The following is a 25,122-nucleotide window of genomic DNA, read 5'->3' as shown; positions in this document are numbered from 1 at the left end:
ACCTATGAGTGACGTCACGCGTCGGCGCCGAGACGGTCCAGCACGAGGCGGGCGGTCTCGGTGGGCGTCCGTCCGACCCGTACGCCCACCGCCTCCAGGGCTTCCTTCTTCGCGGCCGCCGTGCCGGACGAACCGGACACGATCGCGCCCGCGTGCCCCATCGTCTTGCCCTCGGGCGCGGTGAACCCGGCGATGTAGCCGACGACCGGCTTGGTGACGTGGTCCCGGATGTACGCGGCCGCGCGTTCCTCGGCGTCGCCGCCGATCTCCCCGATGAGGACGATCAGCTCGGTGTCCGGGTCGTCCTGGAAGGCGGCCAGGCAGTCGATGTGGGTCGTGCCGACGACCGGGTCGCCGCCGATGCCGACGCACGTCGAGAAGCCGATGTCGCGGAGTTCGTACATCAGTTGGTAGGTGAGCGTGCCGGACTTGGAGACCAGGCCGATACGGCCGGACTTGGTGATGTCGGCCGGGATGATGCCGGCGTTGGACTGGCCGGGGGTGATCAGGCCGGGGCAGTTGGGGCCGATGACGCGGGTGCCCTTGGATTTCGCGTACGAGGTGAAGGCGACGGAGTCGTGGACCGGGATGCCCTCCGTGATCACGACGGCGAGTCCGATGCCGGCGTCGGCGGCCTCCACGACGGCCGCCTTGGCGAAGGCGGGCGGCACGAAGACCACGGTCACGTCGGCGCCGGTCGCGCGGATGCCGTCGGCGACCGAGCCGAAGACTGCGACGGCACGGTCGTCGCAGTCGACGGTGCGGCCGGCCTTGCGCGGGTTGACGCCGCCGACGACGTTCGTGCCGGCGGCGAGCATGCGCCGGGTGTGCTTCATGCCCTCGCCGCCGGTCATGCCCTGGACGAGGACCTTGCTCTCCTTGGTGATGTAGATCGCCATGTCGTCATGTCTCCTCAGGCTGCGGCGGCGGCGAGGTGGGCGGCCCGCTGCGCGGCGCCGTCCATGGTGGTGACCTGCTGGACCAGCGGATGCGCGCGGTCGTCGAGGATGACTCGGCCGCGCGCGGCGTTGTTGCCGTCGAGACGTACGACGAGCGGCTTGGTCAGCTGGATGCTGTCCAGGGCCCGCACGATGCCGTCGGCGACGGCGTCGCATGCGGTGATCCCGCCGAAGACGTTGACGAAGACGGACCTCACCGCCGGGTCGGAGAGGATGACGGAGAGCCCGTCGGCCATGATCTGGGCCGATGCGCCGCCACCGATGTCGAGGAAGTTGGCGGGGCGGGCGCCGCAGCCCGCGACCACGTCGAGGGTCGACATGACGAGCCCGGCGCCGTTGCCGATGATGCCGACCTCGCCGTCGAGCTTGACGTAGTTGAGGCCCTTTGCGGCGGCCGTAGCCTCCAGTGCGTCGTCGTGCTCCACGGCGTCGGCGCCCCAACGCGCCTGCCGGAAGCGGGCGTTGTCGTCGAGGGTGACCTTGCCGTCGAGGGCGAGGATCTGTCCCTGCGCGGTGCGCACGAGCGGGTTCACCTCGACGAGGAGGGCGTCCTCGCGGACCAGCACCTCCCAGAGCCGTACGAGGACGTCGACGGTCTGCGGCGGCAGTCCGGCCGCTTCGGCGATCTCACCCGCCTTCGCGGAGGTGACGCCCTCTGCCGGGTCGATCGGGATGCGGGCCACGGCCGCGGGCCGGGTGGCCGCGACCTCCTCGATCTCCATGCCTCCTTCGGCCGAGGCGATGGCGAGGAAGCCGCCCGCCGCGCGGTCGAGTACGTAGGACACGTAGAACTCGGTCTCGATGTCCACGGGTTGGGCCAGCATCACCTTGCCGACGGTGTGGCCCTTGATGTCCATGCCGAGGATCTGGCGTGCCGTGATCTCGGCGGCCGCGGGGTCCGCGGCGAGTTTCACACCGCCCACCTTGCCGCGGCCACCGGTCTTCACCTGCGCCTTGACCACGACCCGGCCGCCGAGCCGACGTGCGATCCCGCGGGCTTCCTTGGGTGAGTCCGTCACCTCTGCCCGCGGCACCAAGATGCCGTGTTCCTCGAAGAGTTCCCTTGCCTGGTGTTCGTACAGGTCCATTCCGGCTCCTGACTCAAAAGTGCCGCACGCCCCCTGGACACCACCCACCGGATGCGGGATAACAAGGTTCATACAGTATTCGTCGACTGTATGCAATGTACCGCGAGAGCCGTTCCAACCCCCTACGAAGGGACAGGACTTCGCCATGCCCGACGACACCCAGGACGTCATTTCCGGTGGTCATCTCGTTGCCAAGGCGCTGAAGGCCGAGGGGGTCGACCGCATCTACACCTTGTGCGGCGGCCACATCATCGACATCTACGACGGCTGCGTCGACGAGGGCATCGAGGTCGTCGACGTCCGTCACGAGCAGGTCGCCGCCCATGCCGCCGACGGTTACGCCCGCATCACCGGCAAGCCCGGCTGCGCGGTCGTCACCGCCGGTCCCGGCACCACCGACGCCGTCACCGGTGTCGCCAACGCCTTCCGCGCCGAGTCACCGATGCTGCTCATCGGCGGCCAGGGGGCCCTCACCCAGCACAAGATGGGCTCACTCCAGGACCTCCCGCACGTCGACATGATGACGCCGATCACCAAGTTCGCGGCGGCCGTGCCGGACACGGCGCGCGCGGCGGACATGGTGTCGATGGCGTTCCGCGAGTGCTACCACGGTGCGCCCGGGCCCTCCTTCCTGGAGATCCCGCGCGACGTCCTCGACGCCAAGGTCCCGGCGGCCAAGGCACGCGTGCCGAAGCAGGGCGCCTACCGTGCCTCCACCCGCTCGGCCGGCGACCCGGAGGCCATCGAGAAGCTGGCCGACCTGCTGGTCCACGCCGAGAAGCCGGCCATCCTGCTCGGCAGCCAGGTCTGGACGACGCGAGGCACCGAGGCGGCCATCGAACTCGTCCGCACCCTCAACATCCCGGCCTACATGAACGGCGCCGGCCGCGGCACCCTCCCGCCCGGCGACCCGCACCACTTCCAGCTGTCGCGCCGGTACGCCTTCTCCAACGCCGACGTCATCGTCATCGTCGGCACACCCTTCGACTTCCGCATGGGCTACGGCAAGCGGCTCTCCCCGGACGCGACCGTCGTGCAGATCGACCTCGACTACCGCACCGTCGGCAAGAACCGCGACATCGACCTCGGGATCGTGGGCGACGCCGGGCTCGTGCTGAAGTCGGTGACCGAGGCGGCCTCCGGACGCGTCAATGGAGGCGCGTCGAAGCGCAAGGAATGGCTCGACGAGCTGCGCGCCGCCGAGCAGACCGCCCTGGAGAAGCGGCTGCCCAGCCTGAAGTCGGACGCCTCGCCGATCCACCCGTACCGGCTGGTCAGCGAGATCAACGACTTCCTCACCGAGGACTCGATCTACATCGGCGACGGCGGCGACATCGTCACCTTCTCCGGTCAGGTCGTGCAGCCCAAGTCGCCGGGCCACTGGATGGACCCGGGTCCGCTGGGCACGCTCGGCGTCGGGGTGCCGTTCGTGCTCGCGGCCAAGCAGGCGCGGCCCGACAAGGAGGTCGTCGCACTCTTCGGCGACGGCGCGTTCTCCCTCACCGGCTGGGACTTCGAGACGCTCGTCCGCTACAACCTCCCCTTCGTCGGCATCGTCGGCAACAACTCCTCCATGAACCAGATCCGCTACGGCCAGGCCCAGAAGTACGGCCTGGAGCGCGAGCGGGTCGGCAACACCCTCGGCGACGTCCACTACGACAAGTTCGCGCAGATGCTGGGCGGTTACGGCGAGGAGGTCCGTGACCCCGCCGACATCGGCCCCGCGCTGCGGCGCGCCCGTGAATCCGGCAAGCCGTCGCTGATCAACGTCTGGGTCGACCCGGACGCGTACGCCCCCGGAACCATGAACCAGACCATGTACAAGTGAGGAGGCCTGCATGACTGGCACGACGGGTACTCCGTCCAAGGCTCTCGAAGGCATCCGCGTCCTGGACATGACGCACGTGCAGTCCGGGCCCTCCGCGACCCAGCTGCTCGCCTGGCTCGGCGCGGACGTCGTCAAGCTGGAGGCGCCGACCGGGGACATCACGCGCAAGCAGTTGCGCGACCTCCCGGACGTCGACTCCCTCTATTTCACGATGCTCAACTGCAACAAGCGGAGCATCACCCTCAACACCAAGACCGAGCGCGGCAAGGAGATCCTCACCGAGCTGATCCGGCGTTCCGACGTCATGGTCGAGAACTTCGGGCCGGGCGCGGTCGACCGAATGGGCTTCACCTGGGACCGCATCCAGGAGATCAATCCGCGGATCGTCTATGCCTCCATCAAGGGGTTCGGGGACGGCCCGTACACCAACTTCAAGGCGTACGAGGTCGTCGCTCAGGCCATGGGCGGGTCGATGTCGACCACCGGTTTCGAGGACGGGCCGCCGCTGGCGACCGGAGCCCAGATCGGGGACTCGGGGACGGGTGTGCACGCCGTCGCGGGGATTCTCGCGGCGCTGTTCCAGCGCGAGAACACCGGGCGTGGGCAGCGGGTCAACGTGGCCATGCAGCACGCTGTACTCAACCTGTGCCGGGTGAAGCTGAGGGACCAGCAACGCCTGGCACATGGGCCGCTCGCTGAATATCCGAACGAGGACTTCGGCACGGAAGTTCCCCGCTCGGGAAACGCGTCCGGCGGGGGTCAGCCCGGCTGGGCGGTCAAGTGCGCGCCGGGCGGCCCGAACGACTACGTGTACGTCATCGTGCAGCCTGTCGGCTGGCAGCCGATCACCGAGCTCATCGGCCGGCCCGAACTCGCCGACGACCCCGAGTGGGCGACGCCGGAGGCCCGGCTGCCCAAGCTCAACAAGATGTTCCAGCTGATCGAGGAGTGGTCCTCGACCCTGCCCAAGTGGGAGGTGCTGGAGCGGCTCAACGCGCACAACATCCCGTGCGGACCGATCCTCTCCACCAAGGAGATCATCGAGGACTCCTCGCTGGTCGCCAACGACATGGTGGTCACCGTGCCGCACCCCGAGCGGGGCGAGTTCGTGACCGTCGGCAGTCCGCTCAAGCTCTCCGACTCTCCCGTCGAGGTGTCCAGTTCACCGCTGCTCGGCCAGCACAACGAAGAGGTCTACATCGGCGAGCTCGGCCTCGGTGACGAGGAGCTGCGCCTGCTCAAGTCGAACGGAGTGATCTGACGTGATGGCCGAAGACCGCGTCCTGCGGGTGCGGACGCTCCTCGACTCAGTGCGGGCCGAGGGCCGTACGGCGCTGACCGCGCCCGAGGGCAAGGTGATCGCCGACGCTTACGGCATCGCCGTACCGGGTGAGGAGCTCGCGACCGACATCGACGAGGCGGTGGCGTACGCGGCGCGCTTCGGCGGACCGGTCGTCATGAAGATCGTCTCGCCGGACATCCTGCACAAGACCGACGCGGGCGGCGTGATCGTGGGCGTCGAAGGGGCGACGGACGTACGGGCCGCGTTCCACAAGATCATCGACAACGCGCGCGCGTACGACGCGGATGCCCGTATAGAGGGCGTGCAGGTGCAGGAGCTGCTCCCGCAGGGGCAGGAGGTCATCGTCGGCGCGGTCACCGACCCGACGTTCGGGAAGGTCGTGGCCTTCGGACTGGGCGGAGTGCTCGTCGAGGTACTCAAGGACGTCACCTTCCGGCTGGCTCCCGTGGACGCCGACGAGGCGTTGTCCATGCTGGACTCGATCCGGTCGGCGGAGATCCTGCGCGGGGTTCGCGGTCAGGCTGCGGTCGACCGGTGGGCGGTTGCCGAGCAGATCCGCCGAGTGTCGCAGCTGGTCACGGACTTCCCGGAGATCGCCGAGGTGGACCTCAACCCGGTGATCGCCACCGCGCAGGGCGCGGTCGCCGCCGACATCCGAGTGATCCTTTCCGAAGCGCCGGCGAAGCAGCGTCGCCGTTACTCGCGCGACGAGATCCTCACTTCCATGCGCCGGCTGATGCAGCCGTCGTCGGTCGCCGTCATCGGGGCGTCCAACGAGCAGGGCAAGATCGGCAATTCGGTCATGCGCAACCTCATCGACGGCGGCTTCGCCGGGGACATCCACCCGGTGAACCCCAAGGCCGATGACATTCTGGGCCGCAAGGCGTACAAGAGTGTCACGGACGTTCCAGGTGAGGTGGATGTGGCGGTCTTCGCTATCCCCGCCAAGTTCGTGGCCTCGGCCCTGGAGGAGGTGGGACGCAAGAAGATCCCGAACGCCGTCCTGATCCCTTCCGGGTTCGCGGAGACCGGTGAGCACGAACTCCAGGCGGAGATCGTGGAGATCGCCGAGCGGCACGGCGTCCGGCTGCTCGGACCGAACATCTACGGCTACTACTCGACCTGGCATGACCTGTGCGCCACGTTCTGCACACCGTACGACGTCAAGGGCGGGGTGGCGCTGACCTCGCAGTCCGGCGGCATCGGCATGGCCATCCTGGGCTTCGCGCGGACCACCAAGACGGGCGTGTCGGCGATCGTCGGTCTCGGCAACAAGTCGGACCTGGACGAGGACGACCTGCTGACCTGGTTCGGCGAGGACCCGCACACCGAGTGCATCGCGATGCACCTGGAGGACCTCAAGGACGGGCGCGCCTTCGTCGAGGCCGCGCGGGCGACCGTACCGAAGAAGCCGGTCGTCGTGCTCAAGGCGGGTCGTACGGCGGCGGGCGCGAAGGCCGCGGGCTCGCACACCGGTGCCCTCGCCGGCGACGACGCGGTGTACGACGACATCCTCAGGCAGGCCGGTGTCATCCGGGCGCCGGGGCTGAACGAGATGCTCGAGTACGCGCGCGCGTTGCCGGTGCTTCCCACTCCCAAGGGCGACAACATCGTGATCATCACCGGCGCCGGCGGCAGCGGTGTGCTGCTGTCGGACGCCGTGACCGACAACGGGCTGTCCCTGATGGAGATCCCGCCGGACCTGGACGAGTCCTTCCGGAAGTTCATCCCGCCCTTCGGGGCCGCGGGCAACCCGGTGGACATCACCGGGGGCGAGCCGCCGTCGACGTACGAGGCGACGATCCGGCTCGGTCTGGAGGACCCACGCATCCACGCGCTGGTCCTGGGCTACTGGCACACGATCGTCACTCCCCCGATGGTCTTCGCGGAGCTCACCGCGCGCGTGGTGGCCGAGTTCCGGGAACGCGGCATCGAGAAGCCGGTCGTCGCGTCGCTCGCGGGTGACGTCGAGGTCGAGGAGGCCTGCCAGTACCTGTACGAGCGGGGGGTCGTGGCGTATCCGTACACGACCGAGAAGCCGGTGGCCGCGTTGGGCGCCAAGTACCGGTGGGCGCGGGCGGCGGGCTTGTTGGGGGGCGGTTCATGAGGTGAGGGAGCACGGGTCGGCCGACGGTGCGCGTCGGCCGACCCCGGGACCCGTGCGCACACGAAAGGCATTGGACAGGGGGCGCTGGCCAGAACTTTCGACGCAAGGGGTGCAACTAACGTGACCACAACCGACGTTCCAAGGGTCGCCGCCTATCGGGAGGTGACCGACAAGAACGGACGCGTCTACCGCGTCGGTGAGTCCGACATCGACATCATGGGGCGCAAACGCAAGTGGATGGTCATCCTGCCCTGGATCGGCATGATGGGCATCTCCTCCGCCGAGTACGCGTTCGCGTCCGCCGAGGACACGCTCCACACCGCGCACCACTGGGCCAGTGCGCACATCTTCTGGATGATGACGGTCTGGGTGTTCTTCCAGGCCGCGGTGGCCTTCCCCGCCGGCAAACTGCGCGAGTCCGGCAAGCTGCCGGCCCGTTTCGCCATGATGCTGGGTGCTGCGGGCACTCTGCTGGGCTATCTCTCGCTGGCCTACGCACCCCATGTCGTCGTCGCCTACATCGGCTTCAGCATGTTCAGCGGCATGGGCGCGGGCATGGTCTACGCCACCTGCGTCAACATGGTCGGCAAGTGGTATCCGGAGCGCAAGGGCGGCAAGACCGGCTTCGTCAACGGCGGTTTCGCCTACGGCTCGGTGCCCTTCGTATTCCTCTTCACCGGCTACATGGACCTGACCAACTTCCGCTGGGTACTGGTCTCCGTCGGGCTCATCCTCGCTCTGATGGTGGGGACGGCCGGCTTCTTCTTCAAGGACCCGCCGAAGAACTGGTGGCCCGCCACGATCGACCCGCTCAACCCTCCCAAGGACCCTCGTGCCGCGCGCTCGCTGCGGATGAACCCGCCCGCGGTGCGCCAGTACACGCCCCGGGAAGCCTGGAAGACCGGCCGGGTGGCCCTGATGTGGTTCTGTCTGGCGTGCACGTCCGGCGTGAACATCTTCGGTATCGCCTTCCAGGTGGACATCGGCGAGGAGGCCGGCTTCGCGGGCGGCATCGTGGCGACGGCCATGTCCCTGAAGGCGGTCGTCAACGGCACCGGCCGCGGCGTGATCGGCTGGCTGTCCGACCTCTACGGCCGCAAGCGGTGCCTGCTCGTCGTCTGCCTCATCCTGGGCCTCGCCCAGTACGGCATCCTCTGGTCGGCAGAGAGCAAGAACCTCACCCTGTTCCTGATCTTCTCCGCGATCTCCGGCTTCGGCGGCGGCGCCATCTTCCCGATGTTCGCGGCGCTCACCGCCGACTACTTCGGCGAGAACAACAACGCGTCCAACTACGGCATGGTCTACAGCGCCAAGCTCGTCTCCGGTCTGGGCGCGGGCATGGGCGCCGTGGTCGTCAGCGCCTGGGGACACTCCGGGGCGTTCATCCTGGCCGGCTCCATCTCGCTCTTCGCCGGCTGCGTGGCGGTGTTCCTCAGCCCGCCGGGACGTGACAAGGAAAAGCGCATCGCTCCCAACCCACGACCGCTCGGCGAGGACACGGCCTGACATGACGGCAGATCCGTACGCAGCAAGCAGCTCGTCCGTACCATCCGACGCCGCACACCGTCCCCACCGTGAGGTGACCGACGCGCGCGGACGCGTCTATCGCATCGGCGAGACCGACCGCGACATCCCCGCCCACTCCCGCAGGATCATGGTGTATCTCCCGTGGATCGCCTTGATGACCATCAGCGTCTTCGAATACGCGTACGGCTCTGCCGAGGGCTTCCTGTCCCACGCGCACGGCTGGCCCCGAAGCAGCACCTTCTGGGTCCTCAGCGGCTGGGTGTTCTTGCAGGCCGGCATCGCCTTCCCGGCGGGTCGGCTGCGTGAGAAGGGCACCTTGACAGCCCGCAGGGCCACGGACCTGGGCTCGGGCATGTGCCTGGTGGGGTTCCTCGCCCTCCCGCACCTGCGCCGGCCGGGACGGAGCGCGACGGTCCCGCACCCCGTGCACTGACGGATCGCGCATGTGAGGAGGCCCTCCCCGCTCGGGGAGGGCCTCCTCATGTCGGTTCGAGGCCCGTCAGCACTTCTCCCGCAGCGAGTGCAGATGCGCGCTCGAACGGCGTGCGAAGGTGAAGGACTCGGTCGGGTTGTCGTGCTCCGCCTGCCAGTGATGGGCGAACCGCTGTCCGCGCAGCCTGGTCACGGCGGAGATGAAGCGTTTGTAGTCGATGTCGCCGTCACCGACGTCGACCATGTCGTAGCCGTACTGGTTGGTCGGATCGCTCACACCGTCCTTGACGTGGAAGAGCGGGTAGCGGTGCGGCTGCTTCAGCACGTAGTCCAGTGGCTCGAAGGGGGCGGCCGACCCGTCGGGCCGCTTCGAGAAGCGGAACTGGCCCGAGTAGGCCCAGAAGATGTCCATCTCCAGGAACACGAGGTCGGGGTCGGTCTCCGCGAGCAGCACGTCGTAGAGGCGTACCTTGGGGTTGTCGGTGGCGAAGGAGAACTCCTCGGAGTGGTTGTGCTGGTAGAACTTCATGCCGCGCGCCTTCGCCGCGGCGCCGTAGGTGTTGAACTCCTCGGCGGCACGCTTCCAGGCGTCGACGGTGGAGCCGTAGCGGAACGGGCCGGACGCGGTGCCTATGTGCTTCAGGCCGAGGGCCTGGGCGTCGTCGAGGACCTTGGTGAGATTCTGGGCGAAGGTGTAGGCGTTCGGGTCGTCGGAGTAGTAGCCGACGTGGCTGCCGATCGGGTTCAGGCCATGGTTCCGGGCCAGCCTCTTGAGCTGGGCGAGGGTGATCGGTCCGGCCGAGCCCTGGGTGTATCCGGCGAACTCGACCTCGTCGTAGCCGTACTTCTCCAACTCGGCGAAGACGGGCCCGAAGCCGAGCGTGGAGACCTTGTCGCGCAGGCTGTAGAGCTGGATGCCGAGGCGACCGGGCGGCAGGACGGGGCGGCCGCGGCCTGCGCCACGCGAGGCCGCTTCGGTCGTGGACGTGGTGCCCGCAGCGGCGGTCGCGGGGGCAGCGGCAGCACCCAGCAGCGCCGTGGCCGTGGTGCCCGCGGCCACGCCGAGCATGCCTCGTCTGGTGAGGCGGTGGGTGAGTTCGGGATCCGTTTGGGAAAAGCGGCTCATGCCTGGAACTCCCTGTGATCGAAGGCCGTTGTCAGTGGTGAGTGCTTCACTTGTGATCAGTCGGAGCTGAGCGGGCTGACCACTCAGCCGAGACCGGCGAGTTGGAGCAGAAGTGACTTCACATCGGTGGCCGCGACGCGGTCGCCGACAGCGCGGGGGGTGGAGCAAATGAGGAGCGGACCGTCGTCGTCGCTCGCTGGTATGGGGCCATGGCTGCCGCGAATAGGTGAGGGATCCAGGGGCACGACCGCCATGCGGTAGCGCATGCCGAGTTTCTTGCGGGCGAGCGCGGTCGCCGCCTTTGCCTTGACGTAGGGGTCGAGGGGATCCATGAACAGTTCGACCGGGTCGTAGCCTGGTTTGCGATGGATCTCGACGAGTCGCGCGAAGTCGGGCGCGCGTGCATCGTCCAGCCAGTAGTAGTACGTGAACCAGGCATCCGGCTCCGCGAGGGCGACGAGTTCGCCGGAGCGCGGATGGTCGAGGTGGTGGGCCTTCTTGCCCTCGTCGTCGAGGAGTTGCTCGATGCCGGGCAATCTGTCCAGGGCGGCCCGCGTCGCGTCGAGGTCTTCCGGGCGGCGTACGTAGACGTGGGCGATCTGGTGGTCGGCGACCGCGAAGGCACGTGACGCCATCGGGTCCAGGTACTCCATGCCGTCCTGCGTGTGTACTTCGAGCAGGCCTGCCCGCCGCAGGGCGCGGTTGATGTCGACGGGTCGGCTCACCCGGGTGATGCCGTATTCGGACAGCGCGACGACGGTACGGCCCTCGGAGCGGGCGTCGTCCAGCAGCGGGGCCATGGCGGTGTCGAGGTCGGCGGCCGCCTTCAACGCACGCGGGTCGTCGGGGCCGAAGCGCTGCAGGTCGTAGTCGAGATGAGGGAGGTAGCACAGGGCCAGGTCGGGGTGCCGGGTGCGGATGACGTGGCGGGTCGCGTCGATGATCCAGCGGCTGGACACGAGGTCGGCGCCGGGGCCCCAGAAGTGGAAGAGCGGGAAGGTGCCGAGTTTCTCGGTGAGTTCGTCGTGCAGGGCGGGGGGCCGGGTGTAGCAGTCGGGTTCCTTGCGGCCGTCGGAGTAGTAGATCGGACGGGGGGTGACGGTGAAGTCGGTGTCGGCGCCCATGGCGTACCACCAGCAGATGTTGGCGACGGTGTAGCCGGGGTGTGCGCGGCGGGCGGCGTCCCAGAGTTTGTCGCCGGCGACCAGGCCGTTGTGCTGGCGCCAAAGGAGTACGTCCCCGAGGTCACGGAAGTACCAGCCGTTGCCGACGATGCCGTGCTCCGACGGGTGGGTGCCGGTGAGAAAGGTGGACTGGGCGGCGCAGGTGACGGCGGGCAGGACGGTGCCGAGCGGTGCGCGGGAACCGGACTGGGCGAGTCTCTTGAGGTGGGGCATGTGGTCGAGGAGACGGGGGGTGAGGCCGACGACGTCGAGGACGAGGAGAGGGGTGGGACGGCGCTTGGCGGCGGCGTCCGGTCGGGGGGCTGGGCGGGCTCGGGGTGGGGTGGCCGGGGTTGTCGGGTTGGCCGGGTCCATCGGGTCGGTCGGGTCCGTCGGGTCCGTCGGGTCCGTCGGGTCCGTCGGGTCCACAGGATCCGTCGGGTCCATCGAGTCCATCGGATCCGTCGACTCGAGTGGCTCGGTCATGGCAGCTCCTTCAGGCCGAGGTCGATCAACAGATCGCGCGCAAGGGTGAGTTCGGCTGCGATGCCGTCGGCGAGCTGGCTGCGGACTCGGGGCCGCAGTTCGGGCGGGAGGGCCTGCCAGGTGTAGGTCTCGACCTCGAGGTGGCGGGTGAGCGGGTGCGGGCCGCCGACGAGGCGGGTCAGTGCGGTCCTGAGGACGGGGAGTGTGGAGGTGAGAGGCGCGGCGGGGGCCGCGTGGAGCGGGACGTGGAAGTGGGCCCGCCATGGGGAGGCGTCGGGCAGGGAGTCGCCCTTGAGGGCCTCGCCCAGGTCGTCGGTGCCGCGCAGGCCGGCCGCGGTGGCGGTGCGGGTCTGGTGCAGGAAGCGGGGTTCGTCGAAGGCCGCGAGGGCTTCGCGGACTTCGGGGAGATGGGGGTGTTCGGCGTGCAGAGCGGCCGAGAGTTGGGACTTGACGACGGGGACGCGGGCTTCGGTGAGTGCGTCCAGGGCGGTGTGCGGATCTTCGAAGGAGGTGGCGAGGTGACAGGTGTCGACGCAGATGCCGATGCGGTCGTCGCCGATCGCGGTGAGTGGGGTGATGGCGTCGGCGGTGGTCTCGACGGTGCAGCCGGGTTCGGGTTCGAGGCCGACGCGTATGTCGCGGCCGGTCAGCTCCTGGAGGGCGTCGAGGCGTTCGGCGAGCGTGAGCAGGGCGGTGCGGGCGGTCTCGGAGCTGTGCTCGTCATAGGCGGTGCGCCAGGCGAGGGGCAGGGTGGAGATGCTGCCCTGGGTGACGTCGTCGGGGAGGAGTCCGGCGAGGACGCGGGCCAGGGCGGTGGTGTGGTCGAGACGCTCGGGGTCGGCCCAGTCCGGTTTGTAGACGCGGTACTTGACCTCTTCGGCTCCGAAGCCTTCGTACGGGAAGCCGTTGAGGGTGACGACCTCCAGGCCTCGCCGGTCGAGTTCGGTGCGCAGTCCGCGCAGGGCGGACGGGTCGCTGACGAGGGCGTGAGCGGCGTCCTTGGCGAGCCACAGGCCGATGCCGAGGCGGTCGCGGCCGAGCCGTCGGCGGACGGGCTCGCAGTGGTCGCGGAGTTGGGCGAGGACGCCGTCGAGGGTCTCTGCCGGGTGGACGTTGGTGCAGTAGGCGAGGTGGACGGTGGAGCCGTCGGGGTGGCGGAAGCGCATGGCTCACGCACCCGTGGCCGGGGCTCCGGCAGGGTCGTGCCGCTCTCTCGATGTGTCTGCCGGTCCGTCGAGTCCGTCAGGGTCCTTCGGGGCGCCGCGGAGGATGGAGTTGCCCTCGTGGGTCGCCTCCGGGGTGGTGATGTCGAGGTCGAGGCGGCCGCTGAGCCCGTAGAAGGCGACCGGGTTGCGCCACAGCACGAGATCGACGTCGTCCGTGTCGAAGCCCTCGGCCAGCATCAGATCGGCGACCCGGCGGGTCTTCAGGGGGTCGCTCCTGCCCCAGTCGGCGGCGGAGTTCACCAGTACCTGCTCCGTCCCGTACTCGCGGAGGATCGCGACCATCCGTTCCTCGTCCATCTTGGTGTCGGGATAGACCGAGAAGCCGAGCCAGCAACCGCTGTCCTTGGCCTCCTTGACTGTCGTCTCGTTGAGGTGGTCGATCAGGACGTGGTCCGGGGGCAGTGCGGATTCCCGGACGACGTCGAGGGTGCGGCGCAGGCCCGCGAGCTTGTCGCGGTGCGGGGTGTGGACGAGCGCGGGGAGTTCGTGGGCGGCGGCCAGCTGGAGCTGGGCGGCGAGGGCGGAGTCCTCGGCGGGGGTCATCGAGTCGTAGCCGATCTCGCCGACGGCGACGACCTGGTCCTTGACGAGATACCGGGGCAGTTCGTCGAGGACGGGGACACAGCGCGGGTCGTTCGCCTCCTTGGGGTTGAGGGCGAGCGTGCAGTGGTGGGCGATGCCGTGCTGGGCGGCGCGGAAGGGCTCCCAGCCGAGAAGGGAGTCGAAGTAGTCGAGGAAGGAGGCGACCGAGGTGCGGGGTTGGCCGAGCCAGAAGGAGGGCTCGACGACGGCGCGGATGCCGGCGGCGTGCATGGCCTCGTAGTCGTCGGTGGTCCGAGAGGTCATGTGGATGTGGGGGTCGAAGAGACGCATCAGGACTCCTTGCCGTCGGTGCCGCGGGTGCCGTGGGGGGCCGGCGGAGTGGCTGTGGGGTCGGTCAGGGCCAGGACGCGGTGCAGATCTTCGGGGACGGGGCGGCCCGCGGCTGTGCGTTCGGCGGCGTAGTCGCCGAGCATGCGGGCGAGTTCGGTGTCCCGGTGTGCGCGGCGGTCCAACTCGGCCACGGCGTCGACCGGCACACCGGTGAACAGGCACTTCAGTACGGCGTGGCGCCACTGGTGGGGGTCGAGGTGCCGGGCGGCGTAAGGGCCGACGGCGGCGGAGAGGAGGCGGGTGTCGTTGGTACGCAGGGCGTCCTCGACGAGCGGGAGGGCATCGGGGCCGGGCACGAGATGGGGCAGCGCGTGCAGGACGGCGCGGCGTTCGGCGGCGGTGCCCTGGGAGTAGACGCGGGTGACGGAGTCCGTGTCCGCGCGTGCCGCGTGCAGGATGAGGACGCGGGCGGCGTCGGCGTGGTCGGCCCCGCAGCGGCGGCCGGCCTCGGCGATGCGTAGCTCCCAGACGGAGATCGGGCCGTGGGTGCCGGGGTGCGCGGCGGCCTCGTCGAGGGCTCGGTGGAGCCAGGCGCGGGCGGCGCTGTCGAGGCGGGCCGTGAGGTGGCGGCGCAGCTCGGCGGGCGGGGTGAGGGCGAGGCTGGTGCCCTGCGGGTCGGGCCCGGAGGGCGGGGCTGACTCCCGACGCCGAGGGCTGATTGCTGCTGACCCCGACCGGCTTTCGGCACCTGTCCGGCCGTCGGTATCCGGTCTGGACTCCGTCCCTCGGTCATGACTGTCGGCGTCCTGTCTGGCCTCCGCCCCCAGGTCCTGGCCGTCGGCATCCGGCCCGCGCTCGGTGGCCGGGCGGAGCTCCGCGCCTGCCCGGGTGTCGGTGCGCGCGCCGGCCTCGGTGTCCGCGCCCGGGGTGGCCGGGGTGATGCGGGGGTGGGTCATGAGGTGCTCCCTTCACGGGTGGCGGAGGGATCGCCGGGGTGCTGGACGAGTACGGGCGGTCGGGTGGCCGTGGCCTCGGCGCGGCGGAGGAACGGGAGGGAGAGTTCGGCGAAGTGGGGACCGGCATGGGAGTGGCGGGGCAGTTCGACGACGGTGAGGCCCCGGTATCCGGTGGCGGAGAGGGCGGCGAGGACGGGTGGGAAGTCGATCTCGCCGTCGCCGAAGGGGAGGTGTTCATGGATGCCGCGGCGCATGTCCTCGATCTGGACGTGACGCAGCCAGGGGGCGGCGGCGCGTACGCAGTCGGCGGGAGAGAGGGGTTCGAGGCACTGACAGTGACCTACGTCGAGGGTCAGGCCGAGGAGGTCGGGGTCGCCGAGGGTGCGGCGGAGCCGGTGGAAGTCGGCGAGGGTGGCGAGGAGGTGGCCTGGTTCGGGTTCGACGGCGAGGGGGATGCCGGCGGTGGCGGCGGCGTCGAGGACCGGGGTGAGGGCGTCGGCCAGGCGGCGCCAGGCCGTGTCCAGGTCGGTTCCCGGCGGCGTGGTTCCGCTGAAGCAGTGGACGGCGTGGGCGCCGAGGTCGGCGGCGACGCGGACGGCGCGGAGCAGCAGGTCGATGCGGCGGGCGCGGTCGTCCGGGTCGGGGTCGAGAAGCGAGGGGCCGTGCTTGCGACGCGGGTCGAGGACATAGCGGGCGCCGGTCTCCACGGTGACCTGCAGACCGAGCGTGTCGAGCCGTCGGGCCAGACGGTCGGTGCGGGCGGCGAGGTCGGGGGCGTACGGGTCGAGATGCATGTGGTCGAGCGTCAGGCCGACTCCGGCGTAGCCGAGGTCGGCAAGCAGGGCCAGGGCGTCGTCGAGGCGGAGGTCGGCGAGGCCGTTGGTGCCGTAGCCGAAGCGGAGGGGGGCGTGGGAGGCGGCCGGGTCTCCGGGCGCCTGCGCCGGGTGGGGCCGGGAGTTCATGTGACGCTCACCTGCTTCGCGTGCGTCCACCCGAGCGGGGCCGGCGCGGCGACGGCCACGGCGGTGAGCCCTGATCCGGCCCGGGCCTCCAGCAGCGTCTGGGACGGCATGGCGCGGATGACACCGCCGACGGCTCGCCGGGTAAGGGGCGGTGAGGCGTTGAGCGCGGCGTGCGGGCACGAGCGGCTGGCGGTGGTCACGGGGTCGGTCACGACGTCGCCGGGGATGGCGAAGCGGTCAGGGCGCCACAACAGTTCGGCCCGGCCACGGCTGGGGCGAGGGCTACGGCTACGGCTACGGCTACGGCTACGGCTACGGCTACGGCTACCGTTCACGATGCTCCCCTGCGGCGCGCTCGTGGTGATCGGCGTCGCGTGCGGGTGCCTCGTGGGCGGAGTCGCCGGGGCCCGCGGGGCGGAGTCGCTCCGCCAGGCCCGCCAGCGCCGCGTACTGCTCCCCCAGGCTCGCCGGTCCGTCCCCCACCGGGTCCTTGAAGTAGAAGCCGAGTTCGGTGATCGGGCCGGTCAGGCCGGTCTCGTGGGCGCGTGCCGTGAGGCGGGCCAGGTCCAGGACCAGGGGTGCGGCGAGGGCCGAGTCGCAGCCCTGCCAGATGGTCTGGAGGATCATGCGAGTGCCGAGAAAGCCGTCGAAGGCGATGTGGTCCCAGGCGGTCTTCCAGTCGCCGAGGGCCGGGACGTCGTCGATGTGGACCTCGCCCTCGGGGACGGTGCCGAGAGTGTCGGCGAGGACGCGTTCCTTGCCTGCGTTCTTCGCGGCCGCCGCGGCCGGGTCGGCGAGGGCGGCGCCGTCGCCGCCGCCCAGCAGGTTGGTTCCGGACCAGGCCCGGACAGCGAGTGCCCGCTGCGCGAACATCGGGCCCAGCACCGCCCGCAGCAGGGTTTGGCCGGTCTTGCCGTCCCGGCCCGCGTAAGGGAGGCCGCTGCGTTCGGCCTCGCTGGCCGCGACGGGGTGGTGCAGGCCCTCGGACGGGGTGAAGTTGACGTAGGGGCAGCCCGCGCGCAGGGCGGCCAGTGCGTACAGGGTGCTGGCCGGCAGCGGGGCGTCGGGCGCCTGGGACGCCGGTTCGGTGGAGGCGACGTTCACGACCACGGCACGCTCCAGCTCGTGGCGGCGTACGAAGTCGCTCATGTCGTCGGCGAACGCCGTGATCAGCTCGGAATCGCTTCGGGTGTCTCCCCGAGTGGGGCCGCCCGGCCTGATCTCGCGGTCGGCGGCGGCGAGTTCGGCGGAGACGGCGGTGGCGACGCCGGGTGGGAGGACGCCGCCCGCGGTCAGGGTCTCGGCACGTTTGGGCAGGGGGCAGTCGAGGGTGTCGTGGCCGCCGAAGACGAGGTCGGACAGCGCGGGCAGGCCGCTGTCGGTGAACGCCGGGGTCTCGGTCACCATGCCGGTGGGCGGATGCAGTCCCGCGGTGACGGCGGCGCACCCCGTGACGACGGTGGTGGCGACGGAGCCTCGGGCTCCGATCAGCCACACCCCCACACGCGGTCGGGAGAGGGACGCGGGCATGGGCAGCCTCCTTGTCGTGCGCGAACCCCGGGGGGAGGGACGAAGACGGCGGGCGGGGGTCCGGCGTCCCCCGCCCGCCGCCGCTCAGCCGCCCGTGGTGGGCAGTTCCTTCAACTGGATGTTGCGGAAGGAGACCTGGTCGTCGGCACCGTGGTTCTGGAGGCCGATGTGACCGTCGGTCAGGCTCCGCTCGGGGTCCTTGTTGGTGAAGTCGTTGATCTTGACTCCGTTGAGGAACACCTGGAGGCGTTCGCCCTGGACCTTGATCTCGTAGGAGTTCCACTGGCCGGGCGGCCGCAGGACCTGGTCACGGACCTTGATGTTCGCCGACTTGAACGAGTAGACGGAGCCCGTGGTGCGCTCGGGAGCGTCCGTGGCGTCGATCTGGATCTCGTAGCCTTTGTTCACCGCGGACCAGGGGTCGTCGGAGGCCGGGAAGCCCACGAAGATCCCGGAGTTGTCGTCGCCCTGCATCTTCCAGTCGAGCTTGAGGGAGTACGACTTCAGCTCCTTGGCCTGGTACCAGAGCAGGCCCATGCCGCCCTCGGTCTCCAGGGTGCCGTCCTTGACGTTGAACGTGCCGGGGCCGGCCTGCTTCCAGCCCTCCAGGGTCTGACCGTTGAAGATCTTCCGGTAGTCCTTGCTCGGCTTGCAGTCCGCCTTGACCTGGCCGGTGGCGTACTGCAGGCCGCCGAGCAGATGGGCCCGGAAGGCCTCTTCGGCGTAGGACTCCTTGGTGTGGCCGCCGCCGGTGTAGAAGGACCGGCCGCCGCCGTAGCTCTGGCACCAGGCGATCGGGTGGTCGCCCTTCATGTTCCCGCCCTGGTAGGTGGTCTCGTCCAGGGTGGCGAGGACCTTGGCCTGCTCACGCGGGTTGGTGCGGTAGTTGTACCACTCGTCGGTGCGCTCCCAGGCGTCGCCGAGGTGCGCGGTGGACGGGTGGTCGTGGTCCTCGACGCGGACGGTGGCCTTCTGGATCGCCGGGTGCGAGTCGAAGTATGCGCCGACGAGACCGCCGTAGAACGCCCAGTCGTACTCGGTGTCGGCGGCCGCGTGGATGCCCATGTAGCCACCGCCGCCTGCCACGTAGTTCTCGAACGCCTTCTGCTGCTCGGCGTTGAGGACATCGCCCGTGGTGGACAGGAAGGCCACCGCGTCGTACTTGGCGAGGTTGGTCGTGGTGAACTGCTTGGCCTCCTCGGTCGCGTCGACCGTGATGCCGGCCGGGCCGCCGAGCTCCTTCAGGGCCGCGATGCCCGCCGGGATGGAGTCGTGGCGGAAGCCGGCGGTCTTGGAGAAGACCAGGACCCTCTTGCCGCCCTTGAACGGCTGGGTGGAGAACTCGAAGTCGTCCACGTCGTACAGCGCGCCCTCGCCGCCCTTGAAGACCAGGTAGATGTCCGTGGTCTTCCTGGGCAGCGACCGCAGGGGGACGTCGACGTTCTGGAACGTCTCCCAGCTGCCGGTGGGCGGGATGTACGCCGAGCCGTGCAGCGGTCCCTCGGGGGAGCCGGTGCGCAGCTCGATGAAGCCGCCCGTGCCACCGGAGGAGGCCCGCACGGTCATCTTCTTCTGCCCGGCGAACCGGTAGGGGGTGAAGGAGATCCAGTCGCCGTCGTTGATGTTGCCGACGGTCTTGCCGCCGTTGGCGCCGGTCTTGTCGATGACCGAGACGCCCGACTGGGTGGTGAAGTGCTCGGCCTGGCGGTGCAGCGGCTGGAGCACGGTGCGGGCGGTGCCGGTCAGTGCCTCCTGGCCGTTCGCCCCGCCGTCGGTGTAGCCGGCGCCGACCACGCCGTAGATGTTGGCGTTGGGGTCGTGTCCGCCGTCACCGGCGGGTGGCGTCAGGGTTCCCTCGCAGCCCATCTCGCTGGTCAGCTCGTGGGCGTGGGAGTCGTGGCCGAGGCTGTAGGTGACCTTGACCTTGGAGCAGTCGACCGTCTCCTCCGGGTCGGTGACGGTCACCTTGAACGGGACGGGCTTGCCGAATTCGGCCAGGGCGCCGTTGCCCGGGATGTCGATCCGCACCTTGGGCTCGGTGTTGCCGACGACGATCCGGACGCTGGCGTTGCCGGTGTTGCCCTCGGGGTCCTTGGCGGTGAAGGTGGCGGTGTAGGTGCCGACCTTCTTGTAGCGGTGGGTGGGGTTGAGGCCCTCGCCCTTGGTGCCGTCGCCGAAGTCCCAGCCGTAGGTGAGGTCCGTGGAGTCGGCGTCCTTGGCGGTGGCGGCGAACTTGACCTTCAGACCGGCTGCTCCGGACGTCTTGTCGGCGCTCACCTCGGCGATCGGGGAGAAGCCGTCCTCGGCGTTCTCGATGCGGTACAGCGCGGAGTGCTCGTCGCCCTGGAACCAGGAGATGCCGTAGTCGAGGACGTAGAGCGCGCCGTCGGGCCCGAACTCCATGTCCATGATCTGGGTGCCGGTCCACGGGAAGTCGTTGATCTTCGCGACGGAGCCGTCGTCGTTCTGCTCGATCCGCTTGATCCAGCGGCGGCCGAACTCGCCCGCGAAGAAGTCGCCGTCGTAGGCCTCGGGGAACTTCACCTTGGAGTCGAGGTCGGGGTCGTAGCGGTAGACCGGGCCGGCCATCGGGGACTCGGAGCCGGTGCCGAACTCGGGCACGGAGCCGCCGTCGTACGGGATCCAGGCGGCCTGCGCGGGCGGCAGGTCGGTGAGTCCCGTGTTGTAGGGCGAGGTGTTCTTCGGGGCGGCGCAGTCGAACTTCTCGCCGGAGGTGCCGGTGGCGAAGTCGTAGTCGACGTAGGCGTCGTTGTCGCCGGTGCAGAACGGCCAGCCGAAGTTGGCGGCCTTGGTGACCTTGGCGAACTCGACCTGCCCGGCCGGGCCTCGGCTGGGGCTGGCGGCGCCGGCGTCGGGACCGTAGTCGCCGACGTAGACGATGCCGGTCTTGTCGTCGACGCTCATCCGGAACGGGTTGCGGAAGCCCATCGCGTAGATCTCGGGACGGGTCTTCTCGGTGCCCGGGGCGAACAGGTTGCCCTCCGGGACGGTGTACGAGCCGTCCTCGGCGACCTTGATACGGAGGATCTTGCCGCGCAGGTCGTTGGTGTTGGCGGAGCTGCGGCGGGCGTCGAAGGCCGGGTTGCGGTTCGGCCGGTCGTCGATCGGGGTGTAGCCGTCGGAGGCGAAGGGGTTGGTGTCGTCGCCGGTCGACAGGTAGAGGTTGCCGTCCGCGTCGAAGTCGATGTCGCCGCCGACATGGCAGCAGGTGCCGCGGGAGGCCGCGACGTCGATGACCTTCTTCTCGCTGGCCGTGTCGAGCGTCCCGTTGGCGTTCAGGGTGAAGCGCGAGAGGCGGTTGACGCCGTCGAACTTCTTGAAGTCCTCGGCGCTGCCGGTCTCGGGGGCGTCGCCCGCGGGGGTGTCCAGGGGCGGGGCGTAGTAGAGGTAGATCGCCCGGTTGTTCTTGAAGTCCGGGTCGATGCCGACGCCCTGGAGCCCCTCCTCGTCGTGGCTGTAGACGTCGAGCTTGCCGGCGATCTTGGTGACGCCGCCCTGGTCGGTCAGGCGCAGTGTGCCGTCGCGCGAGGTGTGCAGGACGCTGCGGTCCGGCAGCACGGCGAGCGACATCGGCTCGCCCATCTCGGGTTCGCCCTTGGCGAGCGGTACCTGCTGGAACTGGCCCTCGGCGGCCGCCGGTTCGTCGTGTTCCGGGTGTCCGGGGTGGGCGCCGGCGACGGTGGCCGGAGTGCCCACGGCCAGGAGCAGGCCGGAGAACAGGGCGAGGGCGGTGCGCAGCCTGGGGTGCCTGGGGGTGCGGGTGCTGCTTGTGCGTCTGGTTCTGTGCACGAAGTCCCTCCGGGAACGGGGTGTGCCGTACGGGGTGGGTGCGTGGACGTGCGGTGCGGGCGCCGGGGTGCGCCGTCACCCCGGAGGTGTTTGTGTCCTGAACACTTCAGGGACGGTAACCGCGTCCGTGCGGGGCGAACACCCCTTGCGTCAGGATCGTTCGGGCTTTCTCCCATCACAGGACAAAGCAGGATCCGTGCAGGTCGGAAGGGGGGACCGGCGGTGGTGCCGGTCCCCGTCCCCGACCTGCGCCGGGTGCGTGGTTCAGCTGTTGAACGCGGCGTCGAAGGACGCGCTGGGCGGCTCGAAGTCGTAGGCCTTGAGACGGGTCAGCGCCTCGGGGGCGCCCTGGAGCCGGTCCATCCCGGCGTCCTCCCACTCCACGGAGATCGGGCCCTTGTAGTCGATGGAGCGCAGCATCCGGAAGACGTCCTCCCAGGGGACGTCGCCGTGGCCGGCCGACACGAAGTCCCAGCCCCGGCGCGGGTCGCCCCACGGCAGATGGGAGCCGAGGCGGCCGTTGCGGCCGTCGAGGCGCTTGCGGGCCTCCTTGCAGTCGACGTGGTAGATGCGGTCGCGGAAGTCCCAGAGGAAGCCGACGGGGTCGAGGTCCTGCCAGACGAAATGGGAGGGGTCGAAGTTCAGGCCGAAGGCGGGGCGTCCCCCGACCGCCTCCAGGGCACGCCAGGTCGTCCAGTAGTCGTAGGCGATCTCACTGGGATGGACCTCGTGGGCGAACCGCACGCCCTCCTCGTCGAAGACGTCCAGGATGGGGTTCCAGCGGGTCGCGAAGTCCTCGTAGCCCCGCTCGATCATCGACTCGGGCGCGGGCGGGAACATCGCGACAAGATGCCAGATCGCGGAGCCGGTGAAGCCGATCACCGTGTCGACGCCGAAGGCGGCCGCGGCCCGCGCGGTGTCCTTCATCCGGGCTGCGGCCCGTTGCCGGACCCCCTCCGGGTCGCCGTCGGCCCACACCTCGCCCGGCAGGATGGCCTGGTGGCGCTCGTCGATGATGGCGTCGCAGACCGCCTGGCCGACCAGATGGTTGGAGATCGCCCAGCACTTGAGGCCGTACTTGTCGAGCAGGGCCTTCCTGGAGTCGATGTACGACGGGTCCGCGAGGGCCTTGTCGACCTCGAAGTGGTCGCCCCAACAGGCGAGTTCGAGACCGTCGTAGCCGAAGTCGCGGGCGAGCCGGCAGACCTCCTCCAGCGGCAGGTCGGCCCACTGGCCGGTGAACAGCGTGAACGTACGCGGCATTGCGCGTCAGCCTCCTCAGACCGCGATCGGGGTGTAGACGGAGTTCTTCTCGGCGCTCTCCTCGACCGCCGCGAGCACGCGCTGCACGTGCAGCCCGTCGGCGAAGGAGGGTTCGGGCTGCCGGCCCTCGGCGATGGCGTGGACCAGGTCGCGGGCCTGGTGGACGAAGGTGTGCTCGTAGCCGAGACCGTGGCCCGGCGGCCACCAGGCGTCCAGGTAGGGGTGGTCGGGTTCGGTGACGAGGATGCGGCGGAAGCCGGCGTGGGCGCCCGGTTCGGTGCCGTCGTGGTAGGAGAGTTCGTTGAGGCGTTCCAGGTCGAAGGCGATCGAGCCGCGCTCGCCGTTCAGTTCGATACGCAGGGCGTTCTTGCGGCCGGTGGCATAGCGGGTGGCCTCGAAGGAGGCGAGGGCGCCGGAGGGGAAGCGGCCCGTGAACACGGCGGCGTCGTCGACGGTGACCTGGCCGCTGCCGTTCGCGGAGACGGCGGACAGGCCGCTCGTGGGTCCGCCGGGCAGCGGCCGTTCCTTCACGAAGGTCTCCGTCAGCGCGGACACCCCGCCCAGGTGCTCCCCCGCCAGGTACTGCGCCAGGTCGATGATGTGCGCGCCCAGGTCGCCGAGCGCGCCCGAACCGGCCAGTTCCTTGCGCAGCCGCCAGGTCAGCGGGAACTCGGGGTCCACCAGCCAGTCCTGGAGATACGTCACCCGCACATGGCGCAGAGTGCCGAGGCGGCCCTCTGCGACCATGCTGCGGGCCAGCGCCGTGGCCGGCACGCGCCGGTAGTTGAAGCCGACCATCGCCAACTGGCCGCGCCCGTACGCCTCTTCGGCCGCCGCGACCATGGCCTCGGCCTCCTCGACGGTGTTCGCGAGGGGCTTCTCGCACAGGACGTGCTTGCCCGCGGCGAGCGCGGCGAGGGCGATCTCGGCGTGGCTGTCGCCCGGGGTGCAGATGTCGACGAGGTCGATGTCGTCGCGCGCGATCAGGGCACGCCAGTCGGTCTCCGCCGACTCCCAGCCGTGGCGCTCCGCGGCCGCCTGCACGGCCGTCGCGTCCCGTCCGCAGATCGCGGCCAGCACCGGGGTGCGAGGGAGGTCGAAGACACGGCCCGCGGTGCGCCAGCCCTGCGAGTGGGCGGCGCCCATGAAGGCGTAGCCGACCATGCCGACGCGCAGTGGTGGCTTGTGGGTCCCCGTGCCCGGCGCTTTCGCCTCGCCGGCCGTGGCCCGTGCCTCCGCCTCGGCCTCTTCGGGCTGCTGCGGCTGTCCCATGCGATGGTCCTCCTCGTCGTCGTGCCGCGGTGGGGGGTTGCGGGGCGTTCTGCGCAATCGAACCGGGCGGTCGGCCCGCACCCCGGCTTCGCGGCCCGGGCCGGCCCGTTCCGCCGAACGCTCCCGGCCCTGCCCGACAGACGCATCGCCGCCGTCGGGCAGGAAGCGCCTCACTTGAAGCCGGTGGGCATGTACTGGTCGACGTTGTCCTTGTCGACCACCGCCGAGTACAGCGTGATCGAGGCGGGGATCTCGAACTCGGCCATGCCGCCGACGCCCTTGCTCTGCCCCAGCGCCCGGGCCAGGTCGATGGCGGAGGCCGCCATGGTCGGCGGGTACAGGACGGTGGCCTTGAGGACGCCGTCGTCCTTCTTGATCGCCTGGAAGGCGGACAGCGCACCCGCGCCGCCGACCATGAGGAAGTCGTCGCGCCCGGCCTGCTCGATGGCTCGCAGCGCGCCCACGCCCTGGTCGTCGTCGTGGTTCCACAGGGCGTCGAACCTCGACTGAGCCTGGAGGAGTTGGGCCATTTTGGCCTGCCCGGACTCGACCGTGAACTCGGCCGCCTGACGGGCCACCTTCTTGATGTTCGGGTAGTTCTTCAGGGCGTCGTCGAAGCCCTGCGTACGCTGCTGGGTCAGCTCCAGGTTGTCCAGGCCGGCCAGTTCGATGACCGTGGCGTCGGACTTCCCCTTGAGCTTCTCGCCGATGTAGTGCCCGGCGTTGAGGCCCATGCCGTAGTTGTCGCCGCCGATCCAGCAGCGGTACGCCTGCGGGGTGTTGAAGATCCGGTCGAGGTTGATGACCGGGATGTCCGCGCGCATCGCCTTCAGGCCGACCTGGGTGAGGGCCTTGCCGTCGGCGGGCAGCACCACCAGCACGTCGACCTTCTTGTTGATCAGTGTCTCGATCTGGCCGATCTGCGCGGCGGTGTCGTTGGACCCCTCGGTGATCTCCAGGGTGACGTCGGAGTACTTCTCGGCCCGGCTCTTGGCGTTGTCGTTGATGGCGTTGAGCCAGCCGTGGTCGGCCTGCGGACCGGCGAAGCCGATCGTGACCTTCTTGCCGGGCTTGTCATCGGCGGCCGGCTGATCGTTGGCGGCCGGTTCGTCACTGGACTCATTGCTGGTGCAACCCACGAGGAGGGCACCGGCGCCCATGGCGGCGGTTCCGAACAGCAGCCCTCTGCGGCTGGTGAGCTCTGGCATGAC

General features: G+C 69.9%; 18 protein-coding genes and 1 pseudogene. 5 read left to right on the top strand and 14 right to left on the bottom strand.

What is annotated here, in order from left to right; genetic code table 11:
* Positions 1 to 14 precede the first annotated feature (14 nt).
* Both sucD and sucC read right to left on the bottom strand, forming a co-directional pair.
* A complete protein-coding gene (sucD, locus tag ACZ4UU_RS17580) occupies positions 15 to 899 on the bottom strand; it encodes a succinate--CoA ligase subunit alpha (protein WP_468040745.1) in 885 nt (294 codons plus the stop codon).
* Between the two features lie 14 nt (positions 900 to 913).
* Positions 914 to 2,047: an ADP-forming succinate--CoA ligase subunit beta gene (gene sucC, locus ACZ4UU_RS17575; RefSeq protein WP_468040743.1), complete on the bottom strand. Its 1,134-nt coding sequence runs from the start codon at positions 2,045 to 2,047 to the stop codon at positions 914 to 916.
* Between the two features lie 145 nt (positions 2,048 to 2,192).
* On the opposite strand from sucC, the gene ACZ4UU_RS17570 reads away from it, so the two are divergent.
* The 5 genes and pseudogenes from ACZ4UU_RS17570 to ACZ4UU_RS17550 form a co-directional block, all read left to right on the top strand.
* Positions 2,193 to 3,875, top strand: coding sequence for a thiamine pyrophosphate-binding protein (locus ACZ4UU_RS17570; RefSeq protein ID WP_468040742.1), 1,683 nt, complete (start codon positions 2,193 to 2,195; stop codon positions 3,873 to 3,875).
* 10 nt (positions 3,876 to 3,885) lie between these two features.
* The gene (gene frc / locus ACZ4UU_RS17565) at positions 3,886 to 5,136 is read left to right on the top strand and encodes a formyl-CoA transferase (RefSeq protein WP_468040740.1); all 1,251 of its coding nucleotides are present in this window, start codon (positions 3,886 to 3,888) and stop codon (positions 5,134 to 5,136) included.
* A gap of 4 nt (positions 5,137 to 5,140) precedes the next feature.
* Entirely contained in the window at positions 5,141 to 7,285 is a 2,145-nt protein-coding gene (locus ACZ4UU_RS17560; RefSeq protein WP_468041122.1) for an acetate--CoA ligase family protein, read from the top strand.
* A 120-nt stretch (positions 7,286 to 7,405) separates the two neighbouring features.
* Entirely contained in the window at positions 7,406 to 8,791 is a 1,386-nt protein-coding gene (locus ACZ4UU_RS17555) for an OFA family MFS transporter (RefSeq protein WP_468040738.1), read from the top strand.
* A 1-nt stretch (position 8,792) separates the two neighbouring features.
* Positions 8,793 to 9,200, top strand: a pseudogene (locus ACZ4UU_RS17550) (MFS transporter); the annotation flags it as partial.
* Between the two features lie 111 nt (positions 9,201 to 9,311).
* On the opposite strand, the gene ACZ4UU_RS17545 reads toward ACZ4UU_RS17550, so the two are convergent.
* From ACZ4UU_RS17545 to ACZ4UU_RS17490, 12 genes are all read right to left on the bottom strand, one after another.
* Entirely contained in the window at positions 9,312 to 10,370 is a 1,059-nt protein-coding gene (locus ACZ4UU_RS17545; RefSeq protein ID WP_468040736.1) for a sugar phosphate isomerase/epimerase family protein, read from the bottom strand.
* Between the two features lie 83 nt (positions 10,371 to 10,453).
* Entirely contained in the window at positions 10,454 to 11,908 is a 1,455-nt protein-coding gene (locus ACZ4UU_RS17540; RefSeq protein ID WP_468041120.1) for a nucleotide pyrophosphatase/phosphodiesterase family protein, read from the bottom strand.
* A gap of 107 nt (positions 11,909 to 12,015) precedes the next feature.
* Complete coding sequence (eboE, locus tag ACZ4UU_RS17535) at positions 12,016 to 13,185, bottom strand: metabolite traffic protein EboE (RefSeq protein WP_468040735.1); 1,170 nt, start codon at positions 13,183 to 13,185, stop codon at positions 12,016 to 12,018.
* 3 nt (positions 13,186 to 13,188) lie between these two features.
* Positions 13,189 to 14,118, bottom strand: coding sequence for a TatD family hydrolase (locus tag ACZ4UU_RS17530; protein WP_468040733.1), 930 nt, complete (start codon positions 14,116 to 14,118; stop codon positions 13,189 to 13,191).
* Complete coding sequence (locus ACZ4UU_RS17525) at positions 14,118 to 14,837, bottom strand: EboA domain-containing protein (protein ID WP_468041118.1); 720 nt, start codon at positions 14,835 to 14,837, stop codon at positions 14,118 to 14,120. The genes ACZ4UU_RS17530 and ACZ4UU_RS17525 overlap by 1 nt, the downstream gene beginning before the upstream one ends.
* A 233-nt stretch (positions 14,838 to 15,070) precedes the next feature.
* Positions 15,071 to 16,036, bottom strand: coding sequence for a sugar phosphate isomerase/epimerase family protein (locus ACZ4UU_RS17520; protein ID WP_468040732.1), 966 nt, complete (start codon positions 16,034 to 16,036; stop codon positions 15,071 to 15,073).
* Entirely contained in the window at positions 16,033 to 16,248 is a 216-nt protein-coding gene (locus ACZ4UU_RS17515) for a hypothetical protein (RefSeq protein WP_468040731.1), read from the bottom strand. Before ACZ4UU_RS17515 ends, ACZ4UU_RS17520 begins: the two co-directional genes overlap by 4 nt.
* A 112-nt stretch (positions 16,249 to 16,360) precedes the next feature.
* Positions 16,361 to 17,566 (bottom strand): inositol-3-phosphate synthase, encoded by a 1,206-nt coding sequence (locus ACZ4UU_RS17510; RefSeq protein WP_468040729.1) that lies wholly within the window; start codon positions 17,564 to 17,566, stop codon positions 16,361 to 16,363.
* Positions 17,567 to 17,650: 84 nt separating this feature from the next.
* Positions 17,651 to 21,376, bottom strand: coding sequence for a ThuA domain-containing protein (locus ACZ4UU_RS17505; protein ID WP_468040727.1), 3,726 nt, complete (start codon positions 21,374 to 21,376; stop codon positions 17,651 to 17,653).
* 264 nt (positions 21,377 to 21,640) lie between these two features.
* The gene (locus ACZ4UU_RS17500; RefSeq protein ID WP_062716430.1) at positions 21,641 to 22,639 is read right to left on the bottom strand and encodes a sugar phosphate isomerase/epimerase family protein; all 999 of its coding nucleotides are present in this window, start codon (positions 22,637 to 22,639) and stop codon (positions 21,641 to 21,643) included.
* Positions 22,640 to 22,654: 15 nt separating this feature from the next.
* Entirely contained in the window at positions 22,655 to 23,911 is a 1,257-nt protein-coding gene (locus ACZ4UU_RS17495) for a Gfo/Idh/MocA family protein (protein ID WP_468040726.1), read from the bottom strand.
* Between the two features lie 170 nt (positions 23,912 to 24,081).
* The gene (locus ACZ4UU_RS17490; RefSeq protein ID WP_468040724.1) at positions 24,082 to 25,119 is read right to left on the bottom strand and encodes a substrate-binding domain-containing protein; all 1,038 of its coding nucleotides are present in this window, start codon (positions 25,117 to 25,119) and stop codon (positions 24,082 to 24,084) included.
* Between the last annotated feature and the right edge of the window lie 3 nt (positions 25,120 to 25,122).

It is taken from the genome of Streptomyces sp. NPDC028907 (assembly GCF_055564995.1).
This window is presented reverse-complemented; position numbering and strand designations above follow the sequence as displayed.

Bases quoted from the DNA above. Each gene is read 5' to 3' on its own strand.
- ACZ4UU_RS17520 (WP_468040732.1), bottom strand. From the start codon at position 16,036: ATGAACTCCCGGCCCCACCCGGCGCAGGCGCCCGGAGACCCGGCCGCC.
- ACZ4UU_RS17545 (WP_468040736.1), bottom strand. From the start codon at position 10,370: ATGAGCCGCTTTTCCCAAACGGATCCCGAACTCACCCACCGCCTCACC.
- ACZ4UU_RS17510 (WP_468040729.1), bottom strand. From the start codon at position 17,566: ATGCCCGCGTCCCTCTCCCGACCGCGTGTGGGGGTGTGGCTGATCGGA.
- sucC (WP_468040743.1), bottom strand. From the start codon at position 2,047: ATGGACCTGTACGAACACCAGGCAAGGGAACTCTTCGAGGAACACGGC.
- ACZ4UU_RS17570 (WP_468040742.1), top strand. From the start codon at position 2,193: ATGCCCGACGACACCCAGGACGTCATTTCCGGTGGTCATCTCGTTGCC.
- eboE (WP_468040735.1), bottom strand. From the start codon at position 13,185: ATGCGCTTCCGCCACCCCGACGGCTCCACCGTCCACCTCGCCTACTGC.
- ACZ4UU_RS17500 (WP_062716430.1), bottom strand. From the start codon at position 22,639: ATGCCGCGTACGTTCACGCTGTTCACCGGCCAGTGGGCCGACCTGCCG.
- ACZ4UU_RS17560 (WP_468041122.1), top strand. From the start codon at position 5,141: ATGGCCGAAGACCGCGTCCTGCGGGTGCGGACGCTCCTCGACTCAGTG.
- frc (WP_468040740.1), top strand. From the start codon at position 3,886: ATGACTGGCACGACGGGTACTCCGTCCAAGGCTCTCGAAGGCATCCGC.
- ACZ4UU_RS17540 (WP_468041120.1), bottom strand. From the start codon at position 11,908: ATGGACCCGGCCAACCCGACAACCCCGGCCACCCCACCCCGAGCCCGC.
- ACZ4UU_RS17490 (WP_468040724.1), bottom strand. From the start codon at position 25,119: ATGCCAGAGCTCACCAGCCGCAGAGGGCTGCTGTTCGGAACCGCCGCC.
- sucD (WP_468040745.1), bottom strand. From the start codon at position 899: ATGGCGATCTACATCACCAAGGAGAGCAAGGTCCTCGTCCAGGGCATG.
- ACZ4UU_RS17530 (WP_468040733.1), bottom strand. From the start codon at position 14,118: ATGCGTCTCTTCGACCCCCACATCCACATGACCTCTCGGACCACCGAC.
- ACZ4UU_RS17495 (WP_468040726.1), bottom strand. From the start codon at position 23,911: ATGGGACAGCCGCAGCAGCCCGAAGAGGCCGAGGCGGAGGCACGGGCC.